Origin of the sequence: Streptomyces odontomachicola, from assembly GCF_039605595.1 — a bacterium.
Lineage (GTDB): Bacteria > Actinomycetota > Actinomycetes > Streptomycetales > Streptomycetaceae > Streptomyces.
On record NZ_JBCFOK010000005.1, the window covers coordinates 149,817 to 170,611 of the forward strand.

General features: G+C 72.4%; 18 protein-coding genes and 1 riboswitch. Of the genes, 4 read left to right on the plus strand and 14 right to left on the minus strand.

Features of this window, described 5'->3' with window-relative positions; all coding sequences use genetic code 11:
- Positions 1–31: 31 nt before the first annotated feature.
- Positions 32–730 carry a type 1 glutamine amidotransferase gene (locus ABEE00_RS10715; RefSeq protein ID WP_345745107.1) on the plus strand — a complete coding sequence of 233 codons (699 nt, stop codon included), beginning with the start codon at positions 32–34 and terminating at the stop codon, positions 728–730.
- 31 nt (positions 731–761) lie between these two features.
- Here the strand turns inward: ABEE00_RS10715 and ABEE00_RS10720 are convergent, their stop codons facing one another.
- From ABEE00_RS10720 to ABEE00_RS10735, 4 genes are all read right to left on the minus strand, one after another.
- The gene (locus tag ABEE00_RS10720) at positions 762–956 is read right to left on the minus strand and encodes a ferredoxin (protein ID WP_345745108.1); all 195 of its coding nucleotides are present in this window, start codon (positions 954–956) and stop codon (positions 762–764) included.
- A 56-nt stretch (positions 957–1,012) separates the two neighbouring features.
- Positions 1,013–2,212 carry a cytochrome P450 gene (locus ABEE00_RS10725; protein ID WP_345745109.1) on the minus strand — a complete coding sequence of 400 codons (1,200 nt, stop codon included), beginning with the start codon at positions 2,210–2,212 and terminating at the stop codon, positions 1,013–1,015.
- 217 nt (positions 2,213–2,429) lie between these two features.
- Positions 2,430–2,870: a hypothetical protein gene (locus tag ABEE00_RS10730; RefSeq protein ID WP_345745110.1), complete on the minus strand. Its 441-nt coding sequence runs from the start codon at positions 2,868–2,870 to the stop codon at positions 2,430–2,432.
- Positions 2,871–3,101: 231 nt separating this feature from the next.
- Positions 3,102–5,066 carry an amylo-alpha-1,6-glucosidase gene (locus ABEE00_RS10735; protein ID WP_345745111.1) on the minus strand — a complete coding sequence of 655 codons (1,965 nt, stop codon included), beginning with the start codon at positions 5,064–5,066 and terminating at the stop codon, positions 3,102–3,104.
- A gap of 881 nt (positions 5,067–5,947) precedes the next feature.
- Here ABEE00_RS10735 and ppdK point away from each other — a divergent pair.
- Positions 5,948–8,701, plus strand: coding sequence for a pyruvate, phosphate dikinase (ppdK, locus tag ABEE00_RS10740; protein ID WP_345745112.1), 2,754 nt, complete (start codon positions 5,948–5,950; stop codon positions 8,699–8,701).
- Positions 8,702–8,963: 262 nt separating this feature from the next.
- Here the strand turns inward: ppdK and ABEE00_RS10745 are convergent, their stop codons facing one another.
- From ABEE00_RS10745 to ABEE00_RS10790, 10 genes are all read right to left on the minus strand, one after another.
- Positions 8,964–10,232, minus strand: a complete 1,269-nt coding sequence (locus ABEE00_RS10745) for a transglycosylase family protein (protein ID WP_451918557.1) — start codon at positions 10,230–10,232, stop codon at positions 8,964–8,966.
- A gap of 17 nt (positions 10,233–10,249) precedes the next feature.
- Positions 10,250–10,407: riboswitch (cyclic di-AMP (ydaO/yuaA leader) on the minus strand.
- Positions 10,408–10,947: 540 nt separating this feature from the next.
- The gene (locus ABEE00_RS10750) at positions 10,948–11,685 is read right to left on the minus strand and encodes a response regulator (RefSeq protein ID WP_345745114.1); all 738 of its coding nucleotides are present in this window, start codon (positions 11,683–11,685) and stop codon (positions 10,948–10,950) included.
- A 98-nt stretch (positions 11,686–11,783) separates the two neighbouring features.
- A complete protein-coding gene (locus tag ABEE00_RS10755; protein WP_345745115.1) occupies positions 11,784–12,701 on the minus strand; it encodes an oxidoreductase in 918 nt (305 codons plus the stop codon).
- Between the two features lie 444 nt (positions 12,702–13,145).
- Positions 13,146–13,883 (minus strand): 3-oxoadipate enol-lactonase, encoded by a 738-nt coding sequence (pcaD, locus tag ABEE00_RS10760; RefSeq protein WP_345745116.1) that lies wholly within the window; start codon positions 13,881–13,883, stop codon positions 13,146–13,148.
- Positions 13,880–15,367 (minus strand): class-II fumarase/aspartase family protein, encoded by a 1,488-nt coding sequence (locus ABEE00_RS10765; RefSeq protein WP_345745117.1) that lies wholly within the window; start codon positions 15,365–15,367, stop codon positions 13,880–13,882. Before ABEE00_RS10765 ends, pcaD begins: the two co-directional genes overlap by 4 nt.
- Positions 15,354–15,959 carry a protocatechuate 3,4-dioxygenase subunit alpha gene (gene pcaG / locus ABEE00_RS10770; protein WP_345745118.1) on the minus strand — a complete coding sequence of 202 codons (606 nt, stop codon included), beginning with the start codon at positions 15,957–15,959 and terminating at the stop codon, positions 15,354–15,356. The genes ABEE00_RS10765 and pcaG overlap by 14 nt, the downstream gene beginning before the upstream one ends.
- A 20-nt stretch (positions 15,960–15,979) precedes the next feature.
- The gene (pcaH, locus tag ABEE00_RS10775) at positions 15,980–16,750 is read right to left on the minus strand and encodes a protocatechuate 3,4-dioxygenase subunit beta (RefSeq protein WP_345745119.1); all 771 of its coding nucleotides are present in this window, start codon (positions 16,748–16,750) and stop codon (positions 15,980–15,982) included.
- A 45-nt stretch (positions 16,751–16,795) separates the two neighbouring features.
- Entirely contained in the window at positions 16,796–18,004 is a 1,209-nt protein-coding gene (locus tag ABEE00_RS10780; protein ID WP_345745120.1) for a thiolase family protein, read from the minus strand.
- A 1-nt stretch (position 18,005) separates the two neighbouring features.
- Positions 18,006–18,665 carry a CoA transferase subunit B gene (locus ABEE00_RS10785; RefSeq protein ID WP_345745121.1) on the minus strand — a complete coding sequence of 220 codons (660 nt, stop codon included), beginning with the start codon at positions 18,663–18,665 and terminating at the stop codon, positions 18,006–18,008.
- Positions 18,665–19,450 (minus strand): CoA transferase subunit A, encoded by a 786-nt coding sequence (locus tag ABEE00_RS10790; protein WP_345745122.1) that lies wholly within the window; start codon positions 19,448–19,450, stop codon positions 18,665–18,667. Before ABEE00_RS10790 ends, ABEE00_RS10785 begins: the two co-directional genes overlap by 1 nt.
- 243 nt (positions 19,451–19,693) lie before the next feature.
- Between ABEE00_RS10790 and ABEE00_RS10795 the strand changes: the two genes are divergently transcribed.
- Positions 19,694–20,131, plus strand: coding sequence for a MarR family winged helix-turn-helix transcriptional regulator (locus tag ABEE00_RS10795; protein WP_345745123.1), 438 nt, complete (start codon positions 19,694–19,696; stop codon positions 20,129–20,131).
- A gap of 48 nt (positions 20,132–20,179) precedes the next feature.
- Entirely contained in the window at positions 20,180–20,629 is a 450-nt protein-coding gene (aroQ, locus tag ABEE00_RS10800) for a type II 3-dehydroquinate dehydratase (protein ID WP_345745124.1), read from the plus strand.
- Positions 20,630–20,795 lie beyond the last annotated feature (166 nt).

The following is a 20,795-nucleotide window of genomic DNA, read 5'->3' on the forward strand; positions in this document are numbered from 1 at the left end:
TACCCGGAAGCGGAGGGATGAGGACCCGGCGATGGCGCGTGCCCTGGTGATACTCCACGACCACCTCTCCTCGGCAGGACACGTCGGGGAGCGGCTGGAGCAGCGCGGCTATGCGCTGGACGAGATGCTGGTGGTGCCGCCGGAACGGTTCGAGGACCCGGACGTGGAGGCCCGCTTCCCGGCCGCCGGTGAGCACGAGCTGATCCTCTCGCTGGGCGCGCCGTGGTCGGTGAACCGGATGAACTCCTGGATCAGCGCCGAGCTCTCCCTACTGCGCGCCGCGCACGCCGGGGACATACCGGTGCTCGGCATCTGCTTCGGCGGTCAGGCACTGGCCGCCGCGCTGGGCGGCACCGTGGAACGCGCGCCCGCCTGGGAGCTGGGCTGGAGCACCGTGCACACCGACGCGCCGCAACTGGTCGGGCCCGGGCCCTGGTTCCAGTTCCACGGCGACCGGTGGAAGCTGCCTGTGGGTGCGCGCGAGGTGGCGCGCAACGCGCTGGCCTCACAGGCGTTCGTGCACGGCCGGGCGATGGGCGTGCAGTTCCACCCGGAGCTGACGCCGGAGACGCTGCGCGCGTGGTTCGAGGGCGGCGGTGAGGAGATCGCCGCGGAGGCGGGCGCCGACCCGAGAGCACTGATACGGGAGGTGAGCACCGCTCTCCCCGCGATGCGGGAGCGCGCGCACGGGTTGGTGGACGCGTTCCTGGAGCGGGTGGCCGCGGGGTGAGGCCGGGACGGCCAAGGCCGCCCCGGCACGCTCACTCCTCGCTCACCGTGATCGCCTGCACCGGGCACGCCCGCGCCGCCTCGCGGACCAGGGGGTCGCCGGCGCCGTCCTCGCGGCCCGGCAGCAGTTCGCTGAAGCCGTCGTCGTCCTGGGTGAAGACCTCCGGCGCGGTCAGCGCGCACTGGCCCGCACCGATACAGACGTCCGTGTTCACGGTGATGCGCATGTGCTCGGTTTCCTCTCGCGTGTTTTCCGGTGCAACAACTCGTACTGCCTCAACCCTCACCAGCTCACCGGCAGTTGCAGCATTCCCTGGATCGTGTCGCCCGGCTTGAACGGGATCTCCTCCGGCTCCGCCGCCAGCCGCAGCCCGGGCAGCCGCGCGAAGAGCGTGCTCAGCGCGATCTCCATCTCGGCGCGCGCGAGGTTCTGCCCGAGGCACTGGTGGATGCCGAAGCCGAACGCGACGTGGTGCCGCGCCTGGCGGTCCAGGTCGAGCGCGTCGGGGTCGGGGAACGCCTCGGCGTCCCTGTTGATCACGGACGTGGAGAAGACCACGCCCTCGCCGGCCCGGATGACGGAGGCGTCGGGCCCCTCGCCCACCTCGATGTCCTCGGTCGCGACCCGCAGCAGCCCGTCCGCGATGGACAGGTACCGCATCAGCTCCTCGACCGCCGCCGACATCTCCACCTTCCCCGCGCGCAGATCGTCGAGCTGCTCGGGGTGCTGGAGCAGCGTGAAGGTGCCCAGCGAGATCATGTTCGCGGTCGTCTCGTGGCCCGCGACCAGCAGGATCGTGGAGAGCGCCACCAGCTCCGGCGGGTCGAACGTGCCCTTCTCGAGCTGCTGTTGGATCAGGTCGTCCAGCAGCCCGTCGCCGGGCTCCTTGCGCTTCCGCTCGACCAGGTCGTAGAAGAACGCGTCCAGCCGGTCGCCCGCCGCCCGCGCCTCGTCGGCGGTCTTCCCGCGCAGCAGTATCCGCGACTGCTCCTCGAAGAAGTCGTGGTCCTCGTACGGGACGCCGAGCAGCGCGCAGATGACCATGGAGGGCACCGGCAGCGCGAAGTCGTTGACCAGCTCGGCGGGCGGGCCCTGCGCGACCATCGCGTCCAGCAGCCGGTCGACGGTCTGCTGGATCTGCGGGCGCAGCGCGGCCATCCGCCGGACGCTGAAGCTGGGGATCACCAGCCGCCGCTGCGCGTTGTGTTCGGGGTCGTCCACGCCGAGCAGCGCGGTACGCCGTTCCCTGAGCCCCTCGAAGCGCGCGGTCGGCACGGGGAAGGCGGGGTTCTTGCGGTTGCTGGACAGCCGCTGGTCGGCGAGGAGTTCGCGCGCGGTGTCCCGCCCGGTCACCACCCACACGTCGCGGCCGTCGAAGAGGGTGACCCGGCCGAGCGGCCGCGCGGCGCGCAGCGGCCCGTACTCGGTGGGCGGGTGGTAGGGGCAGGCACGGTCCTGGGGGAAGGCGACGGTCTCCGTCATGTGCTGACCTCACGAACGGTGGGGGTGTGACGTACGGCTCCAGCCACTACATGCCCGGGGCAACTGTTTTCGCTACACAGAGAACCAGCCAAATCGGTGAGTACGGAGGGTGGTTCGCACCCCTCCGACGTCGGGGCTGTCGGCGGCATCCGCGTCACCCTAGCCTGTGTGCGAGATCACACCGGGAGGCAACGCCCGGGCCCCGTACGGCCGCTGGTCAACTCTCGCGGGCAGCCTGCCTGTTGGACGTCCACACCCCGGCCAGCGTGCCGGCGCTCGCCAGCAGCGCGGGGAAGAGCCGCAGGTCGCCGTGGGCGAACGCGAGGAAGGCGTACGCCAGATACAGGCACGAGGAGATCAGGATCGCCGGCTCCATGTTGGGCGCGGTGGAGCGCTGCGCCGGATGCCAGTGGAAGGCGAGCGCGGCGAGCGGGACCAGCGAGACTGCGTTCCACTCCCAGGCGGGCAGCGGCACGGCGGGGGTGCCGTCCGGCTGCCGTACGAACTGCACGAGGAGGGTCTGCGCGAGCGCCACCGCCAGGACGGCGGAGACCACGGCCGTCACCGCGCGCGCCCGGCGCGCGTCCTGCCGCGCGGCGCGGGGCGCCCGCCGCACCTGACCGCTCCGGCTGCGCTGCTCTGCGTACCGCCCGGACATGCCGTCGCCTCCGTCGTCTCCTCGCCCCACCCCCGATCTTCCGTGCGCCCCATGGTTGACGCGCGGCGCCGACACGGCAACCGCCCGATATCGGTCCCGTTCCGGCCGCCGGGCGGTTGACGGCCGGTTGGCGCCCGGAGAGTCCGCAGCTCGCGGGCCCGCCGGCCGCCGGAAGAGCCGACTCCGCAAGACACGCCCTAGCAGGCCGGCCGCCGGAGGGTCCGCCTCCGCTCAGCCCGCCGCGCCCTGGAGGGGGCGCCCCGCGTCCTGCCGCGCGCCGACCGCCGAGCACAGGGCCAGCGGCGCCGCGGCGGCCCACGCCTGCGGGCAGCACGCGTGCGGGTAGGGCACCGGGTGCGGGTGGTCCTCGCGCGCGTACCCGGCGACCGCCTCCGGCAGCCGGTAGCCGTGCCCGTCGTACGCGGCCATCGCCGTCAGCGCGCCCGCCACCTCGCGTGCCTCGGCGTGCAGCCCGTGCCGGGCCAGGCCCAGCGCGATCACCGCGTTGTCGTGCGGCCACACGCTGCCCCGGTGGTACGAGAGCGGGTGGTAAGCGGGCTGTCCCGCGGCGAGCGTGCGCACGCCCCAGCCGGAGAAGAAGTCCCGCTCCAGCAGCCGCCGTCCGGCCGCCTCGGCGCGCTCCCCGTCCAGCAGCCCCGACCAGAGCAGATGCCCGGCCTCCGAGGTGAGCGCGTCCACCCTGCGGTCCTCGCCGTCCAGCGCCAGCGCGGGGAAGTCACGCTCCGGCATCCAGAAGTCCAGCAGGAAACGGCGCCGCAGGTCCTCGGCCGCGCACTCCCACCGGTCCGCGCTCTCCTTGTCGCCCCACACCGTGCGGGCCAGCCGCGCCGTGCGGAGCAGCGCGTCGTAGGCGTACCCCTGCACCGCGGCCACCGCGACCGAACCCTTCGCGCGGGAACCGTCGGCGAAGCAGATCGCGCCGGGGGAGTCGCGCCAGCACTGGTGGGCCGGGCCCCGGCCCGCGTCGTCGGCGCGATAGCGCAGGTAGCCGCCCTTCTCCAGGCCGCCGTGCCGGAACATCCACTCCACGGCGGCGCGCGCGTGCGGCTCCAGGCGCCGCGCGAGCCCCTCGTCCCCGGTGTGTTCGGTGTATGCGCCCAGCAATACGAGGAACAGCGGAGTACCGTCCATCGAGCCGTAGTACCTGCCGTACGGCACCTGGCGGAAGTGGGCCAGCTCGCCGTGCCGCACCTCGTGCACGATCTTCCCGGGCTGCGCGTCCCGCGCCGGGTCCTCCTCGGTCGCCTGGGCGGCGGCCAGCGCGGGGAGGGTGGCGGCCGCGGCGCCGGGGCGGTACGGCAGCGCGAACAGCGAGGCCAGCAGCGCGTCCCGCCCGAACAGCGCCAGGAACCACGGCACTCCGGCCCCCGGCACCCACAGCTGCTCGCCGTCGGGCCCCGCGGCCGGAATGCGCAGCCCGTCCAGGTCGGTGAGGCCCTGGCGGCAGGCGCGGGCCAGCTCGGGCCAGGCGGCGCAGGGCAGTTCGGTCTCCCCGGCGGGCTGCGGGGGCGCGGCCTCGGCAGGGGGCGCCCCGTAGGGGTACGCCGAGGCCCGCAGCGTGACCTCGGCCGAACCGTGCGGCGGCAGCTCCAGGTCCCAGCGCAGTTGCCGGGCCCCGCTGCCGGTCTCGCCGACGACGTCGGGCGCGGGCTGCGCGGTGACCGTCGTACGGGACCGCCACTCGCGGCGCATATAGCCGAACTGCACACCGTCCGGCAGCACTTCGCGCGTCCGCACCACGTGCGGCTTCTCGTAGGTGCGCAGGTCGGAGCGCAGCTCGAACTGGTCGGCGAAGTCGGCGTCCACGGTCAGCGCCAGCCGCACCGTCGCGCGGTCCCCCAGGTTGTTGGCGATCCGCACCCGCTCCCGCAGCGCCCCCGCCGTCACCGTCTGCTCCCGGAAGACGGTGTGCGCCGCCGGCTCGGCCCGGCTGCTCGCGGGGGTCAGCACGCAGCGCGCGGTCGCCCCGCCCCGGGCGTCGGCCGGCACCAGCACCGTGGGCACGGCCCCGTCCACGGTGAGCTGCCAGCGGCTCAGGTGGCGCGCGTCGCGCAGGAAGAGCCCGTCGGGCGAGACCCCGCGCGCCCCGGTGATGTCACCCCCCGCGTCGAGCGCGGCGAAGGTCCCGCTGTGGACGAGGAGCCGGTGCTGGTCCGTCGTCGTCGGAGCGGTCATGGTGCGTTCCCCTTTCGGGCGCGGCTTCTACGGCGGTCGGCGGGGTCGGCCCCGTCGCGGGGGCCGCGGGCGGGGGAGCGGGGTACGCGCGTCCGCGCCGGGGGCCTGGCGGGCGAGCGGTCGACTCGCGCGCCGGGAGGGGCCGTTGGAGCGGTCCTGGCCCGGCGCCGCGGCCGGGAACCCCTGGGGGAGGTCTCCGACCGCGTACCGGTGCGCCTGCCCGCGGGCCGCGGCGGAGAACCCTGGGGGAGAACCCGGGCCGCTGCCAGGAGCAGCCAACTGTGTCAGTTCTGTCGTCGGCACCACCAATTTATGTCTCTTAGACATGCAAAATCGGATTCACGATGCTCTAGGGGTACGGCCAATTCCCGGAAAAGGAGCGGGAGATGGGTGTGCGACGGGGGCGCGGAGGGGCGCGGCGGGAGCCGTCGGGACGGCGGAGGAGGGGTGCGGGCAAGGGGCGTATCCGCCCTCGGGCTCTGTCCGGCCGCCCGTCCGGCGGGACGTCCGCATGGTGGAATCCGGCCGTCCCTGGGCGCGTGATCCTCGCCACCCTGATCAGAGGTGTGCTCATATGAGCGCTCACATGTGAGCTGTATATCTCCAAGGAGCGAGGCGGGGTTTTGCTGCTCCTTGGTTCAGAAGTCAAAAGATCGATTACCGTTTTGGCCCTATTGCTTCGCAAATGCTGGGGCGGGAATCTGACACGCTGCCTTCGGGAAATGGTCTCAACTCTCGGACGCCGTAAGGCGACCGTGACTTTCGATCTACGGAACCGGACGGGTTACAGCCGTGTGACGTGCTGCTGGACGTACCCCTAAGCCTTCGATCTGGGTACGCTCCCCGCCGTCAGGGCAACCGTCCACGAGGAGCCGAGACCTGTGCCGGTTCACGCAGAGAACACAGCGAACGCTTCTAACGCGGCGCACAACGCCGCTGCGGACCAGCGGAAGTTCGTCTACGACTTCACGGAGGGCAACAGGGACCTCAAGGACCTCCTCGGCGGCAAGGGGGCCAACCTCGCCGAGATGACCAACCTCGGTCTCCCCGTCCCTCCGGGGTTCACCATCACCACCGAGGCGTGCAAGGTCTACCTGGAGTCCGGGGCCGAACCCCCGGCGCTGCGCGAGCAGGTGGGCGCGCAGCTCGCCGCGCTGGAAGAGCGCATGGGCAAGCGGCTCGGCCAGGCCGACGACCCGCTGCTGGTCTCCGTGCGCTCGGGCGCCAAGTTCTCCATGCCCGGGATGATGGACACCGTCCTCAACATCGGGCTCTCCGACGAGTCGGTGAACGGGCTCGCCGAGCAGTCCGGCGACGAGCGCTTCGCCTGGGACTCGTACCGGCGCCTGATCCAGATGTTCGGCGACACCGTCCTCGGGATCGAGGGCGAGCTGTTCGCGGAGGCGCTGGAGGAGACCAAGCGCGAGCAGGGCGCGGTCAGCGACGTGGACCTCACCTCCGCTCATCTGCGCGGCCTGGTCGACCAGTTCAAGGCGATCGTGCTCAAGGAGACCGGGCGGGAGTTCCCGCAGGACCCGCGCGAGCAGATGGACCTCGCGGTGCGCGCGGTCTTCGACTCGTGGAACGGCGACCGCGCGCGGCTCTACCGGCGCCAGGAGCGCATCCCCTCCGACCTGGGCACGGCCGTCAACATCTGCTCCATGGTGTTCGGCAACCTCGGTCCGGACTCCGGCACCGGTGTGGCCTTCACCCGTGACCCCTCCACGGGGCAGCAGGGCGTGTACGGCGACTACCTGCAGAACGCGCAGGGCGAGGACGTCGTCGCCGGCATCCGCAACACCGTGCCGCTGGCCGAGCTCGAATCGCTCGACAAGACGTCGTACGACGAGCTGATGCGGATCATGGAGACCCTGGAGACGCACTACAGGGACCTGTGCGACATCGAGTTCACCATCGAGCGCGGCAAGCTGTGGATGCTCCAGACCCGGGTCGGCAAGCGGACCGCCGCCGCCGCGTTCCGGATCGCCACGCAGCTCGTGGACCAGGGGCTCATCGACGAGGCCGAGGCGCTGCAGCGGGTCAACGGCGCGCAGCTCGCGCAGTTGATGTTCCCCCGCTTCGACAGCAACGGCGGGGTCAAGGGCGAGGGCGTCACCCAGATCGGCTGGGCCATTCCGGCCTCGCCCGGCGCCGCGGTCGGCAAGGCGGTCTTCGACTCCTACACCGCGGTCAAGTGGTCGCGGTCCGGCGAGAAGGTCATCCTCATCCGCCGCGAGACCAACCCCGACGACCTGGACGGCATGATCGCCGCCGAGGGCATCCTGACCTCGCGCGGCGGCAAGACCTCGCACGCGGCGGTGGTCGCGCGCGGCATGGGCAAGACCTGTGTGTGCGGGGCCGAGGAGCTGGAGGTCGACACCAAGAAGCGGCAGCTCACCGCGCCGGGTGGGGTCGTGATCGACGAGGGGGACGTGGTCTCCATCGACGGTTCGACCGGCAAGGTGTACGCGGGCGAGGTGCCGGTCGTGCCGTCGCCCGTGGTCGAGTACTTCGAGGGCCGTACGCACGCGGGTGCGGGCGACGAGCTCGTACAGTCCGTGCACCGGATCATGTCGTACGCCGACCGCAAGCGCCGGCTCTCGGTGCGGGCGAACGCGGACAACGCCGAGGACGCGTCGCGGGCGCGGCGGTTCGGGGCGCAGGGGATCGGGCTGTGCCGTACCGAGCACATGTTCCTCGGGGAGCGGCGTGAGCTGGTGGAGCGGCTGATCCTGGCCGACGCGGAGGAGGAGCGCGACACCGCGCTGAACGCCCTCCTTCCGCCCCAGCGCCAGGACTTCATCGAGCTCTTCGAGTCGATGGACGGCCTGCCGGTGACGGTCCGCCTTCTCGACCCGCCGCTGCACGAGTTCCTGCCGGACATCACCGAGCTGTCGGTGCGGGTCGCGCTCGCCGAGTCCCGTAAGGACGCGAACGAGAACGACCTGCGGCTGCTCCAGGCCGTGCACCGGCTGCACGAGCAGAACCCGATGCTGGGGCTGCGCGGCGTGCGGCTCGGGCTGGTCATCCCGGGGCTGTTCACGATGCAGGTGCGGGCCATCGCGGAGGCCGCGGCCGAGCGGAAGGCGGCGAACGGCGATCCGCGTGCGGAGATCATGATTCCGCTGGTGGGCACCGTGCAGGAGCTGGAGATCGTCCGCGAGGAGGCCGAGCAGGTCATCGCGGAGACCGAGCAGAAGTACGGGGTCGAGCTGGGGCTCTCCCTCGGCACCATGATCGAGCTGCCCCGCGCGGCGCTGACGGCGGGTCAGATCGCCGAGTCGGCCGACTTCTTCTCCTTCGGCACGAACGACCTCACGCAGACCGTGTGGGGCTTCTCCCGTGACGACGTGGAGGCCAGCTTCTTCACCGCGTACCTGGAGAAGGGCATCTTCGGTATCTCCCCCTTCGAGACCATCGACAAGGACGGCGTGGGCTCCCTCGTACGCAGCGCCGTCGAGTCCGGGCGGGCCACCCGCCCCGACCTGAAGCTCGGCGTGTGCGGCGAGCACGGGGGCGACCCCGACTCGGTGCACTTCTTCCACGAGGTGGGCCTGGACTACGTGTCCTGCTCGCCGTTCCGCATCCCGGTGGCCCGCCTCGAAGCGGGCCGTGCGGCGGCCGGCCAGGCGTGACGGACTGACCGGCCACCGGCCCCTTGCGCGTCGCCCCACTTACCCTCACCGGCGGCGCCACGGGGGCCGGAACGAAGAGGGGGCGGCACCTGTGCGGAGGTGCCGCCCCCTCGTTTTTGCGTTTGGGGGTTTCCCGGTGTCCCCGGGGTTCTCCCGCTGTCCCCGTACAAAAGCCGGATGCCCGGCACTGCCGCCGCAGTGCCGGGCATCCTGTGCTCGGACCCGTGTTCCGTAAGGGGTTCCCACAACCCCCTCTCGGGGATCAGACGTTGAGGCCGTGCTCCTGGAGGTAGGCCACCGGGTCGATGTCGCTGCCGTACTCGGGGCCCGTGCGGACCTCGAAGTGCAGGTGGGGTCCTGTCGTGTTGCCGGTGTTGCCCGAGATGGCGATCTGGTCGCCGGCGTTGACCTTCTGGCCCGCCTGGACGGTGGCCGAGGTGAGGTGGCCGTACTGGGTGTACTTGCCGTCCTCGCCCTTGATGACGACCTCGTTGCCGTAGGCGCCGCCGTTGCCGGTCTTGACCACGGTGCCGTTGGTGACGGCCTTCACCGGGGTGCCGGACTGCGCGGAGAAGTCCACGCCGGTGTGGCTGCCGCTGGACCAGGAGCCGCCGGACGCCTTGTAGGGCGTGCTGGTCGGCGCGTCGACCGGCTTCACGTAGTCGCCGCCGACGCTCTTGACGTCGGCCGCCTTCTTCTCGGCCTTCTTCTCGGCCTGGTCGGCGGACTTCTCCGCCTTCTTGGCCTCGTCGGCGGCGGACGGCGCGGCCTTCGCGGAGCCCTGCGGCTTCGCACCCGCGTCACCCGAGCCGGAGCCCGAGCCGCCCTTGAGGTCCAGGTTCTGGCCCGGGAAGATCACGTTCGGGTTGCCGCCGACGGTCTGGCGGTTGTCCTCGTACAGCTTCTTCCAGCCGCCCTGGACGCCCTTCGCGTCGGCGATCTTGCCGAGGGTGTCACCGGAGACGACCTTGTACGAGGTGGTGCCGGCGTTCTGCGGCGCGTCCTGCTGCTTGGGAGCGGACTGCGGCTTCGGCGCGGACTCCTGCTTGGGCGCCTCCTGCTTCGGGGCCTCCTGCTTCGGAGCCTGCTGCTTCTGCTCGCTCTGCTGCTGCGAACCGCTGCCGCTGTCGCCGCCCAGGTCCGGGGACGGACCGCCCTGGCTCAGGCCCGCCTTGGGACCGCAGTTGGGCCAGGCGCTCGGGCCCTGCTCGGCCAGCACCTTCTCAGCGATCTTGATCTGCTGTTCCTTGGTGGCCTCGCCGGCGCTCGGCGCGTACTGCGTGCCGCCGTGGCCCGACCAGGTCTGCTGGTCGAACTGGACGCCACCGGAGTAGCCGTTGCCGGTGTTGATGGACCAGTCGCCGCCCGACTCGCACTGGGCGACCTTGTCCCAGGTGCTCACGTCGGCGGCGTGCGCGCTGCCCGCGCCGAGCAGCGGAAGGGCGATGCCCGCGCCGCCCGCGGTGATGGCCAGCGAGATGCGGGCCATGCGGCGGGTCTGGTGACGGCTCTTGCGGGCGCGCTCAGAAATGGTGGCCATAAAGCTGTGCGTTTCCTCTCCTACGCCTGCGAGGTGAGCTGTCGGATTCGGGCTGGAGCTGCCCGGCCATTCCGCGAAAGCGCTCCTTGGTGCTTTCCGCGGGGATGGCTTCACCCCTAGCCGCTCCCGGCACCGGTCGGGTGCGCGGTTACGGCGCTTACCTGGTTCCCCCGCTCCTGCCGCCCTGTTCGTCGTCTGTTTCCGCGTGCCGGGCGGCAGGATTCGGCGTCCCGGCCACGGAACCACCGCATGGGACGTGCGGTGGCGGCATGAACACTAAGCAGACGAAATTCGCGACCACAAGGAAGCGGACATCAGCGGAGCTCTTCGGTGATCCGTTCCATTCCGTTACCGAGTCACAACGCATGACCAACCGCCCAGGTCATGGCCATGATTCACTGGCTTGATCTGTCATGAACGCCGAACTCGCCGCTCCGCAAAGAGTTTTTCCTGTGGTCCAACTCACCGATTTCCTGTGGCCTGGGTCACGGAAATCGGGAAATTCGATCTTGTGGCGTACGGCATTTCCCGTGGGTATTACGGGGAAAATGATCAGTGCGCGCCGGGTGTGCGCCGGAGGAAAGTGGCCGCGGTCACGGAGAATTGGCCGCCAAGTGTGCGCCGCGCCACGGAAATTGACGCGGGGCGGTACGGCGTAAAGCGCGCGGAGAGGGAGGGCCCGGGAAGGGGCCTGACCCGGCGGGAGTCAGCGGGAGTGGCGGACGGGCTCGGGGTGATACCGGCGCTCGGGCCGGCCCGTGGTGCCGTACCGCAGCGTGACCCGCGCCGTACCGGTGGCCACGAAGTGCTCCAGATAGCGCCGCGCGCTCACCCGGGACAGCCCGCTGTGTTCGGCGCACTCCGAGGCCGAGAGGCCCTCGCCGCCCGCGTGCGACTCCAGCGTGCCGCGTACCAGCCCGGCGGTCTGCTCGGTCAGGCCCTTCGGCAGCGGCTTGGCGGCGCCGCCCGCCACCGGACCGGCGGCGGCCGGCGACGGCGAACCGGTGAACAGCCGGTCCACGTCGTCCTGCCCGGCGGCCGACAGCGCGGCCAGCTCGCGGCGGCGCTCCGCGTACCCGCGCAGCCGCTCCTGGAGGAGCTGGGGCTCGAAGGGCTTGATGATGTACTGCACCGCCCCGCCGCGCTGCGCCCCGCGCACCGTCTCCGCGTCCCGCGCGGCCGTGACGACCAGCACGTCGGGACCGTCGTCCGGGGCCTCGCCGCCGCGCAGGCCGCGCAGCACGTCGAGGCCCGGGATGTCGGGCAGGTAGATGTCCAGCAGTACGAGGTCGGGCTTGAGCTCGTGGAAGAGGGACAGCGCCTCGGCTCCGCTGTGCGCCCTGCCGGCGACCTCGAAGCCGTCGACGCGCTCGACGAGCGTGCTGTGCAGCCTCGCGACCATGAAGTCGTCATCGACGACGAGTACGCGGACGGGCTGCTTCATGCGCGACACCGTAGCGCACGTGTACGAGGGGCGGAACGCGTCCGTCCAAGGGGTGGACGGCGTACGGAGGCGGCGTGCGGGGCCGTGCGCTGGAGCGGCTACAGCGCCCCGTAGCCGACCCCCGTGAGCTGCTCGGATGCCGCCCACAGCCGCTCGCCCGCGGTGTCGTTGCGGGTCCACGGCGCGCGCCAGGAGGGGCCAGGGCCTCCGCGTACGCCGAGGATGCGGGGGCCGTAGAAGCCGTCGCCGGGGACGCGGGGCGCGGTCGCCGCGTACAGGGTGGGGGCGGCGCCGAGCTGGGCCGAGGAGCCGAGCAGCGCGTTGCCGGTGCGCATGATGCGCCGCACCGCCTGGCGTCCCGCCTCGCGCGCGCCCTTCTCCTGGAGCTCGGTCGCCGAGTAGCCGGGGTGCGCGGCGGCGGCCGTCAGGTCGAGGCCCTTGCGGGCCGCGCGGCGGGCGAGCTCGTGCACGAAGAGCAGGTTCGCCGTCTTGGAGGCGGCGTACGCGGGCCAGCGGCGGTAGCGGTGCTCGCTGTTGAGGTCGCTCATGTCGATGTTGGACAGGGCGTGCGCCAGGCTGGACACGGTCACGACGCGGGCGCCCGGTGCGTCGAGCAGGCGCTCCAGGAGCAGGCCCGTGAGCGCGAAGTGGCCGAGGTGGTTGACCCCGAACTGCGTCTCGAAGCCGTCCGCCGTGCGGCCGTACGGCACGGCCATCACGCCCGCGTTGTTGATCAGGAGGTCGACGCGGTCGCAGGGGAGGGCGGTGGCGAAGGCGCGTACGGAGGAGAGGTCGGCGAGGTCGAGCTGCCTGAACTCCGCTTGCGCTTCCGGTACTTCGTGGCGGAGGCGGTCGCGTGCCCCGGTGCCGCGCTTCTCGCTGCGGCAGGCGAGGAGGACGCGGGCGCCGCGGCGGGCGAGCTCGCGCGCGGTGATGTAGCCGAGGCCGCTGTTGGCGCCGGTGACGATGACCGTGCGGTCGGCTTGTGGGGGGATGTTGCGTGCGGTCCAGCCCATGCGGCACAGGGTAGGGCGCGGGGTGGTGTTCGGGGAGAGCCCCGCGCCCCTCGACTTCCCTTCCGCTACGGGCTGCCCCCTGATTGCCCCCTTTTCCGGGGCTTCGCCCCGGGCCCCTTTTGGGTGCGGGGCTGGGCGGGTGCGGGGTCTTGCGTCCGCTGTGCCCACCCGTTCCGCCCCTGCGGAACGACTGCCCACAGCTCGTACGGGGAGGCGAGTGCGGAAGCGGTGGCGCGGAGGCCCGCAGCGAGTCGTGGGGCGCGGGCCCACGCACCCGGCGTGACGGCTCGTTCGTGCGTCACCCGGGGACGCCGCAGATCGGAGCAAGGCCCGGCCGGAGGCGCGGAGCGTCGTAGGGCGGGCCGTCACTCAGAAGTCGGGCGCAACCACCCACCCAAATTCCGCCGCAGCGGGAAGTAACCAGCAGCGCGAAATCGTCGGCGGTTAACCGGCGAAAAAAGCCGTAAGCGCTGTGGTGACCGCCTCGGGGCGCTCCGCATTCGCCAAATGGTGGGCGGAGCGGAGCTCCAGAAGGGACGCGTCCGGGATGGCGTCGGCCAGCTCGCGGGCGTGCGAAGGCGGTGTCGCGGGGTCGTCGCGGCCGGCGACGACCAGGACGGGCGCCGTCACGCGCGGCAGCGCGGGGCGGAGGTCGTAAGCGGCGAGCGCCTCGCAGCAGGCGGCGTAGCTGGCGGCGTCCGTCGCGCGGAGGTCGGACAGGAGAGGGCCGGCGCCCTCGAAGCCGGGCGCGAACCATGTGCCGGGGCGCGAGGCCACCATGGCCTCGGTACCCCCCTCGCGCACGGAGGCCGCCCGCGCGCGCCACGCCGACGGCTCCCCGAAGCGGGCCGAGGAGCAGACCAGCGCCAGCCGGGAGACCCGCGAGGGATGGTGCACGGCGAGGTGCAGCCCCACCGCGCCGCCGAGCGAGACCCCCGCGTACCGGAAGCGCTCCCACCCCTGCGCGTCGGCCAGCCGCAGCACCTCCTCGGCGAGCCCGGCGACGGACACGTCGGAAGCGGCGGGGGAACTCCCGTGCCCCGGAAGGTCCCAGCGCAGCACGCGGTGCGAGCGGGACAGCGCGGGAAGCTGGGGTTCCCACAGGGCGAGCGACGTACCGAGGGAGGGGCCGAGGACAAGCGGGGCGCCGTCGGCGGGACCGTCGAGGCGGTGGTGGATCACGAAGAAGCTCCAGGGCGTGACGGGGCACGGCGCAGCGCGCGGTCGGTGAGCGCGTGCGCGCTGCCCACGTAATGGGTGGGGTCGGTGAGGTCGCGCAGCCGCTCCTTGCCGAGCAGCGAACGCAGTTCGGGCTCGACCTCCTCCAGCGCCTCGTCGAGGGTGATGCCCTCGGTGCGCGCGGTGTCGGAGGCGGCGGTGAGCAGCTGTTTCGCGCGGGACCTGCCGAGCAGCGGGCCGAGTTCGGCGGCGATCCGCTCGCTGACGATCAGTCCCTCGGTGAGCGAGAGGTGCTCCTGCATGCGGTAGGGGAACACCCGCAGTCCTGCGGAGAGTTCGGCGGCCGCCCGGGCCGCGCCTCCCGCGAGCCGGAGCAGTTCGCGCAGCGGCTGCCACTCCGCGTGCCAGGCGCCGCCGGGCCGCTCGTCCTCGGCGGCCAGCGAACCGAGCAGCGTCGCGGTGAGCGCCGGCGCCTGCCGCGCGGCGGCCGCGAGGAGGGTGGCGCGCACCGGGTTGCTCTTGTGCGGCATCGCGGAGGAGGTGCCGCCGCTGCCCTCGGCGACCTCGCCGGTCTCGGTACGGCAGAGCACCAGCACATCGGCGGCGGGCTTGCCGAGCGCACAGCACGCGAAGCCGAGCGCGGTACCGAGGTCGGCGACCGGCGTACGCAGCGTGTGCCACGGCAACTCCGGCTCGGCGAGCCCGAGCTCGGCGGCGTACGCACCGAGCAGCGCGAGCCCGACGTCGCCAGAAGCGGAAGCGCCACCAGAAGCGGAACCGGCACCCACGGCGGAGCCCTCGCCGGAGGCGGAATCCGCACCGGAGGCGGACGACGCGGCGTAAGCGGCAAAAGACGCCAACGTCCCCGCAGCACCGCCCAGTTGCACGGGCAACGCAGCCCGCACGGCCATCACCCGGTCATGCGCGTCCAACGTCATCGCCCGCCACCCCGCCGCCTTGAGCCCGAAGGTGGTGGGCACCGCGTGCTGGGTGAGGGTGCGGCCCGGCATCGCGGTGTCGCGGTGCTCGGCGGCGAGTTCGGCGAAGGAGGCGGCCGTGGCCTCCAGGTCGGACAGCACCGCGTCCAGCGCGCGCGCCGCGGTGAGCATCAGCGCCGTGTCCACGATGTCCTGGCTGGTCGCGCCGCGGTGCACGTACGGGCCCGCCTCCTCGCCCGCGGCCTGGGTGAGGTCGGCGACCAGCGGGATCACCGGGTTGCCGCCCGAGCGGGCGCGCAGCGCCAGGTCGCGGGCGTCGAAGCGGTCGGCCCGCGCCGCCTCGGTGACGGCGCGGGCAGCGGACTCGGGGGCCAGCCCGAGCCGGGCCTGCGCCCTGGTCAGCGCGGCCTCGGCGTCCAGCATCGCCTGGAGGAACGCGGTGTCGCCCGTCGCCTCCTCGGCGGCCGAGCCCGCCCGTACGGGGGAGAGCAGCCCCAGGTCGCCGCAGTCAGCGCCGGCGGGAGCCTCGTACGCCTCATGTGAACTCAAGAAAGACCGTCTCCCCTGCGCCGTCCGCGTCCTGCAACCGGATGTCGAAGCGGTACGAGGCGCAGCCGCCCCGCCCGTCGTCCACGGCCACCAGGGTCTCGCGCCGGCCGGCCGGGAGCGAGGCGAGCAGCGGATCGGACGCCTGCGCGGCCGCGTGCTCGGGCAGCGGGAAGTACACGCGGGTGAACAGGTGGTGCAGCAGGCCCCGCGCGAACACGCACACCCCGAGGTACGGCGCGTGCCCGGGCCGTGCCCCCGGCACCAGCGTGCGCACCGCCCAGTGGCCGTCCGCGTCCGTGCCGATCCGGCCGAAGCCGGTGAAGTCCACGCCGTTCCGCCCCAGATGGCCCCCGGTCACCGGGTCGCGGCGGAGCGAGCCCGGAGCGCCCGACAGGCCGCCGTCGGGGTCCGCCTGCCACACCTCCAGGAGCGCGTCGGGTACGGGGTTTCCCTCGCCGTCGTACACGTACCCGTGCACGGTCACGGCGTCCGTACGGCCAGCGGGCACCAGGTCGCCGCCCTCGGGGAAGGGCAGCGCGTACCCGTAGAAGGGGCCGACGGTGTGCGAGGGGGTGGGTGCGAGGCCGCTCATCTGCCCTCCTCGGTCGCCGTTCATCGGCCCTCCTCGATCCAGGTGGCGGACGGGCCGTCCAGCACGATGTCCCAGCGGTAGCCGAGGGAGAACTCGGGCTGCGAGAGGCCGTGGTCGTAGGCGGCGACCAGCCGTTCCCGCGCCGCCTCGTCGGTGACCGACTGGAGGATCGGGTCGTACGGGAAGAGCGGGTCACCGGGGAAGTACATCTGCGTCACCAGGCGCTGCGTGAACGCCGTCCCGAAGAGGGAGAAGTGGATGTGCGCCGGGCGCCAGGCGTTCTCGTGGTTGCGCCACGGATAGGCGCCCGGCTTGATCGTGGTGAAGCTGTAGCCGCCGTCGTCGCCGGTCAGGACGCGTCCGACCCCGGTGAAGTTGGGGTCGAGCGGTGCCGGGTGCTGGTCGCGCTGGTGCGCGTACCGCCCCGAGGCGTTGGCCTGCCAGATCTCCACGAGCTGCCCGCGTACGGGGTGGCCGCGGGAGTCCAGCACGCGCCCGGACACGGTGATCCGCTCGCCGAGGGGTTCCCCGGTGTGCTGCCGGGTCAGGTCGTGGTCGAGGTCGGTGACGTCGGTCGGGCCGAAGACCGGCCCGTGCAGCTCGACCACCTCGGGGTCGCCGCCGCTCACCGCGACCAGCGGCCGCTTCGGGTGCCGGAGCGCGCTGCTGCGGTACGGGGCGTAGTCGCGCGGCGGGTGGTCGGCCGGCGGTGCGCCGCCGGCGCGGGCCTTCTCGTACGCGTCCCGCCGTTCGGCGACCTCGCGGTCGATGTCGTGCTGGGTGAGGGACATGGGGTCTCCTACGGGTCTGCCGTCCGGGCCGCTGTTCCGGCCGCTCTACCGTTCCAGTACGAGGGCGTGGCCCTGGCCGACGCCGATGCACAGCGAGGCCACGCCGGTGCCGGAGCCGGCCGCTGCGAGCTGGTGCGCCACCGCGCCGGTGAGCCGCGCGCCGGACATGCCGAGCGGGTGGCCGATGGCGATCGCGCCGCCGCGCGGGTTGACGATCTCCGGGTCCAGGTCCGGGAGTTCGGCGAGGCAGCCGAGGGACTGGGCGGCGAACGCCTCGTTCAGCTCGACGGTGTGCAGGTCGCCGAAGCCGCGGCCCGCCTTGGCCAGCGCGCGCTGGATCGCCTCGACCGGTCCGAGCCCGAAGTAGCGCGGCTCCAGCGCGGTCACGGCCGAGGCGGAGATCCGGGCCAGCGGTTCGCGGCCCGTGGCCTTCAGGCCCTCCTCGCTGACCAGGAGCAGCGCGGCCGCGCCGTCGTTCAGCGGCGAGGAGTTGGCGGCGGTCACGGTGCCGCCGTCCTTGCGGAAGACCGGCTTGAGCTTCGCCAGGGACTCCGGGGTGCCGCCCTCGCGGATCGTCTCGTCCCGCTCCAGCTCGGCGCCCTCGTACGGGACGACCTCGGCCTCGTACAAGCCGTTCTTCCACGCCCGCGCCGCCTTCTCGTGGCTGGCCAGCGCGAACGCGTCCTGCGCCGCCCTGCTGATCCCGTGCTTGTCGGCGATCAGCTCGGCGCCCTCGCCCAGGGACACCGTCCACTCCGGGCGCATCCGCTCGTTCACCATGCGCCAGCCGAGGGTGGTGGAGTGCATGGGCGGCGCTGCGGCCGGGAAGGCGCGCTCCGGCTTCGGAACCACCCACGGCGCGCGGCTCATGGACTCCACGCCGCCCGCGACCGCGATGTCCGCGTCGCCCAGCGCGAGGGCGCGGGACGCCTGGATCACGGCCTCCATCCCGGAGGCGCAGAGCCGGTTCACGGTGGCGCCCGGCACCGTCTCGGGGAGCCCGGCGAGGAGGACGGCCATGCGGGCGACGTTGCGGTTCTCCTCGCCCGCGCCGTTGGCGTTGCCGAACAGGACGTCGTCGATGCGGGCAGGGTCGAGGTCCGGGGTGCGGTCCACGAGACCGCGCAGGACGTGCGCCGCGAGGTCGTCGGGGCGCACGCCGGAGAGGGCGCCGCCGTACTTGCCGACCGGCGTGCGGACCGCGTCGACCACGTACACGTCGCGGATCCGGCCGTGGGTCCGAGCCTGTGCCATGTCAGTTCACCGCCCCTGTGCTCGCTGCTTCCGTGCGGACCGGGGCCGCGGTCTTCTCCACGACCTCCTCCGCGGTGACCCCGGGCGCGGTCTCCACCAGCACCAGGCCGTCCTCCTCCGTCACGTCCAGCACGGCGAGGTCGGTGATGATCCGGTCCACGCAGCCCCTGCCGGTGAGGGGGAGCGCGCACTCCTCGACGATCTTCGGGGCGCCGTCCTTGGCGGTGTGCGTCATGGTCACGATGACCCTGCGGGCGCCGTGCACCAGGTCCATGGCGCCGCCGATGCCCTTGATCATCTTGCCGGGCACGGCCCAGTTGGCCAGGTCGCCGCGTGCGGAGACCTCCATCGCGCCGAGCACCGCCACGTCGATGTGACCGCCGCGGATCATGCCGAAGGAGAGCGCGGAGTCGAAGAAGGAGGCGCCGGGGAGCACCGTCACCGTCTCCTTGCCCGCATTGATCAGATCGGGGTCCAGCTCCTCGCGGGTCGGGTACGGGCCGACGCCGAGGATGCCGTTCTCCGACTCCAGCACCACGTCGACGCCCTCGGGGATGTGGTTCGGCACGAGGGTGGGCAGGCCGATGCCGAGGTTCACGTACGCGCCGTCGGGGAGCTCGGCGGCGGCGCGGGCCGCCATCTCGTCACGGGTCCAGGCCATCAGGAGCGCTCCTCTTCCGGCTGGGTCTCCGGCTCGCGCACGGTGATCTGCTCGATCTTCTTGTCGGCCGCCTGCTCCGGCGTCAGCTCCAGCACCCGCTGGACGAAGATGCCGGGCAGGTGGATCGCGTCGGGGCCCAGCTCGCCCGGCTCCACCAGCTCCTCGACCTCGGCGACCGTGACCTTCCCCGCCATCGCGGCGAGCGGGTTGAAGTTCCGCGAGGACTGGTGGAAGACGAGGTTGCCGTGCCGGTCGCCCTTCGCCGCCCGTACGAGGGCGAAGTCGGTGCGGATGGCGCGCTCCAGCACGTACTCCTCGCCGTCGAACTCGCGGACCTCCTTGGGCGGCGAGGCCACCGCCACGCTGCCGTCGGCCGCGTACCGCCAGGGCAGGCCGCCGTCCGCGACCTGCGTGCCGACGCCCGCCGGGGTGTAGAACGCGGGGATGCCGCAGCCGCCGGCGCGCAGCCGCTCGGCGAGCGTGCCCTGCGGGATGAGCTCCAGCTCGATCTCGCCGCCGAGGTACTGCCGCGCGAACTCCTTGTTGCCGCCGACGTAGCTGCCGGTCACGCGGGAGATGCGGCCGGCGGAGAGCAGGACGGCGAGGCCGGTCTCCATGGCGCCGCAGTTGTTGGAGACGACGGACAGGTCCGTCGCGCCGGCCTCCAGCACCGCGTCGATCGTCACGTTCGGTACGCCGTTGAGGCCGAAGCCGCCGACCGCGAGCGACGCGCCGTCCCCTACGTCCGCCACGGCCGCGGCGGCCGAGGCCACCGTCTTGTCCATCTGTCCGCCCACTCTCTCCGTCGAGGTGCGTGTGGATGCGCTGCGCGCTTTCGCGGTGTGCTCCGTGCACGAGAGTGCTCCCTGTACCGAGAGTGCTCCGTGTACTGAGCAATTTCCGCGATGCCTCGCACGCTGCCATCGGGGGATCTCCGCGTCAATACCCCCTGTGTGTGCTGGCTTTCCCTCGACAGCGGGGTGGCTCGGCGGGAGAATCGTTCAGTACGCGGACGAAGGGGAGCAGCCATGAGCGCGGTCGACCTGAGCACCCATCCGGGGCACCTGGCCCGCAGGCTCCAGCAGGCGCACACCCTGCTGTGGGCCGCCATGGTCTCGGAGGAGACCACCTCGCCGCAGTTCGCGGTGCTCAACGCGCTGGAGGAGAAGCCGGACATCGACCAGCGCACGCTGAGCGAGCACGTTCATCTGGACCGCTCGACCATCGCCGACCTGGTGGCCCGTCTCGTACGGAGGGAGCTGGTGGCGCGCGTGCGGGACCCGCTGGACGGCCGGCGGAACGTGCTCAAGCTGACCGAGGAGGGGCGGCGCGTGCACCGTCGGCTGGCCGGGCGGACGGTGCGGATGAACAAGGTGTTCCTCGCGCCGCTGGAGCCGGATGAGCAGGAGCAGTTGCTGCGGCTCATCGGGAGGGTCGCGGAGGCGGCGGAGGATCTGCGCGTGTGAGGGCTGCGTCTGTGGGGGCGCGCCGCGTGGGTGGTTAGTCTCGTGCGCATGACGACGCGCATTCTGCTGTTGAACGGCCCCAACCTGAACCTGCTCGGCGAGCGTGACCCGGAGCAGTACGGCAGTACGACGCTGCGCGAGATCGAGGAGCGGGTCGCCGCGCTGGGCAAGGAGCTGGGGGCCGAGGTGCGGTGTGCGCAGAGCAACCACGAGGGGGCGCTCGTGGACTTCGTCCACGAGGCGCGGCATGCGGAGCACGGCATCGTGTTCAACCCTGGCGCGTATGCGCATTACAGCTATGCGCTGCGGGATGCGATCGACGCGGTGTCGTCGCTCGGGGTGCCGACGGTGGAGGTGCACATCTCGAATGTGCACGCGCGCGAGACCTTTCGGCACACGTCGGTGACGGCACCCGTGTGCGCGGGGATGGTTTCCGGCCACGGCGTGTTCGGCTACGAGCTTGCGCTCCGCTCGGTGCTGCACCGAGTAGCGCTTTGACCGCCGGTCGGGCCCGCTTCTTGTTGCTTCCCGCCGCGGCGGGATGTGGGTGGGTGGTTCCGACTGCCTTGTGAGTGACGGGGCTGCCTCCGACGCTCCGCGCCTGCGGCATCCCCTTGCTCAGCTTCAACAGTGGTCGCTACCGAAGTGTGAGTCGCGGCTTGTT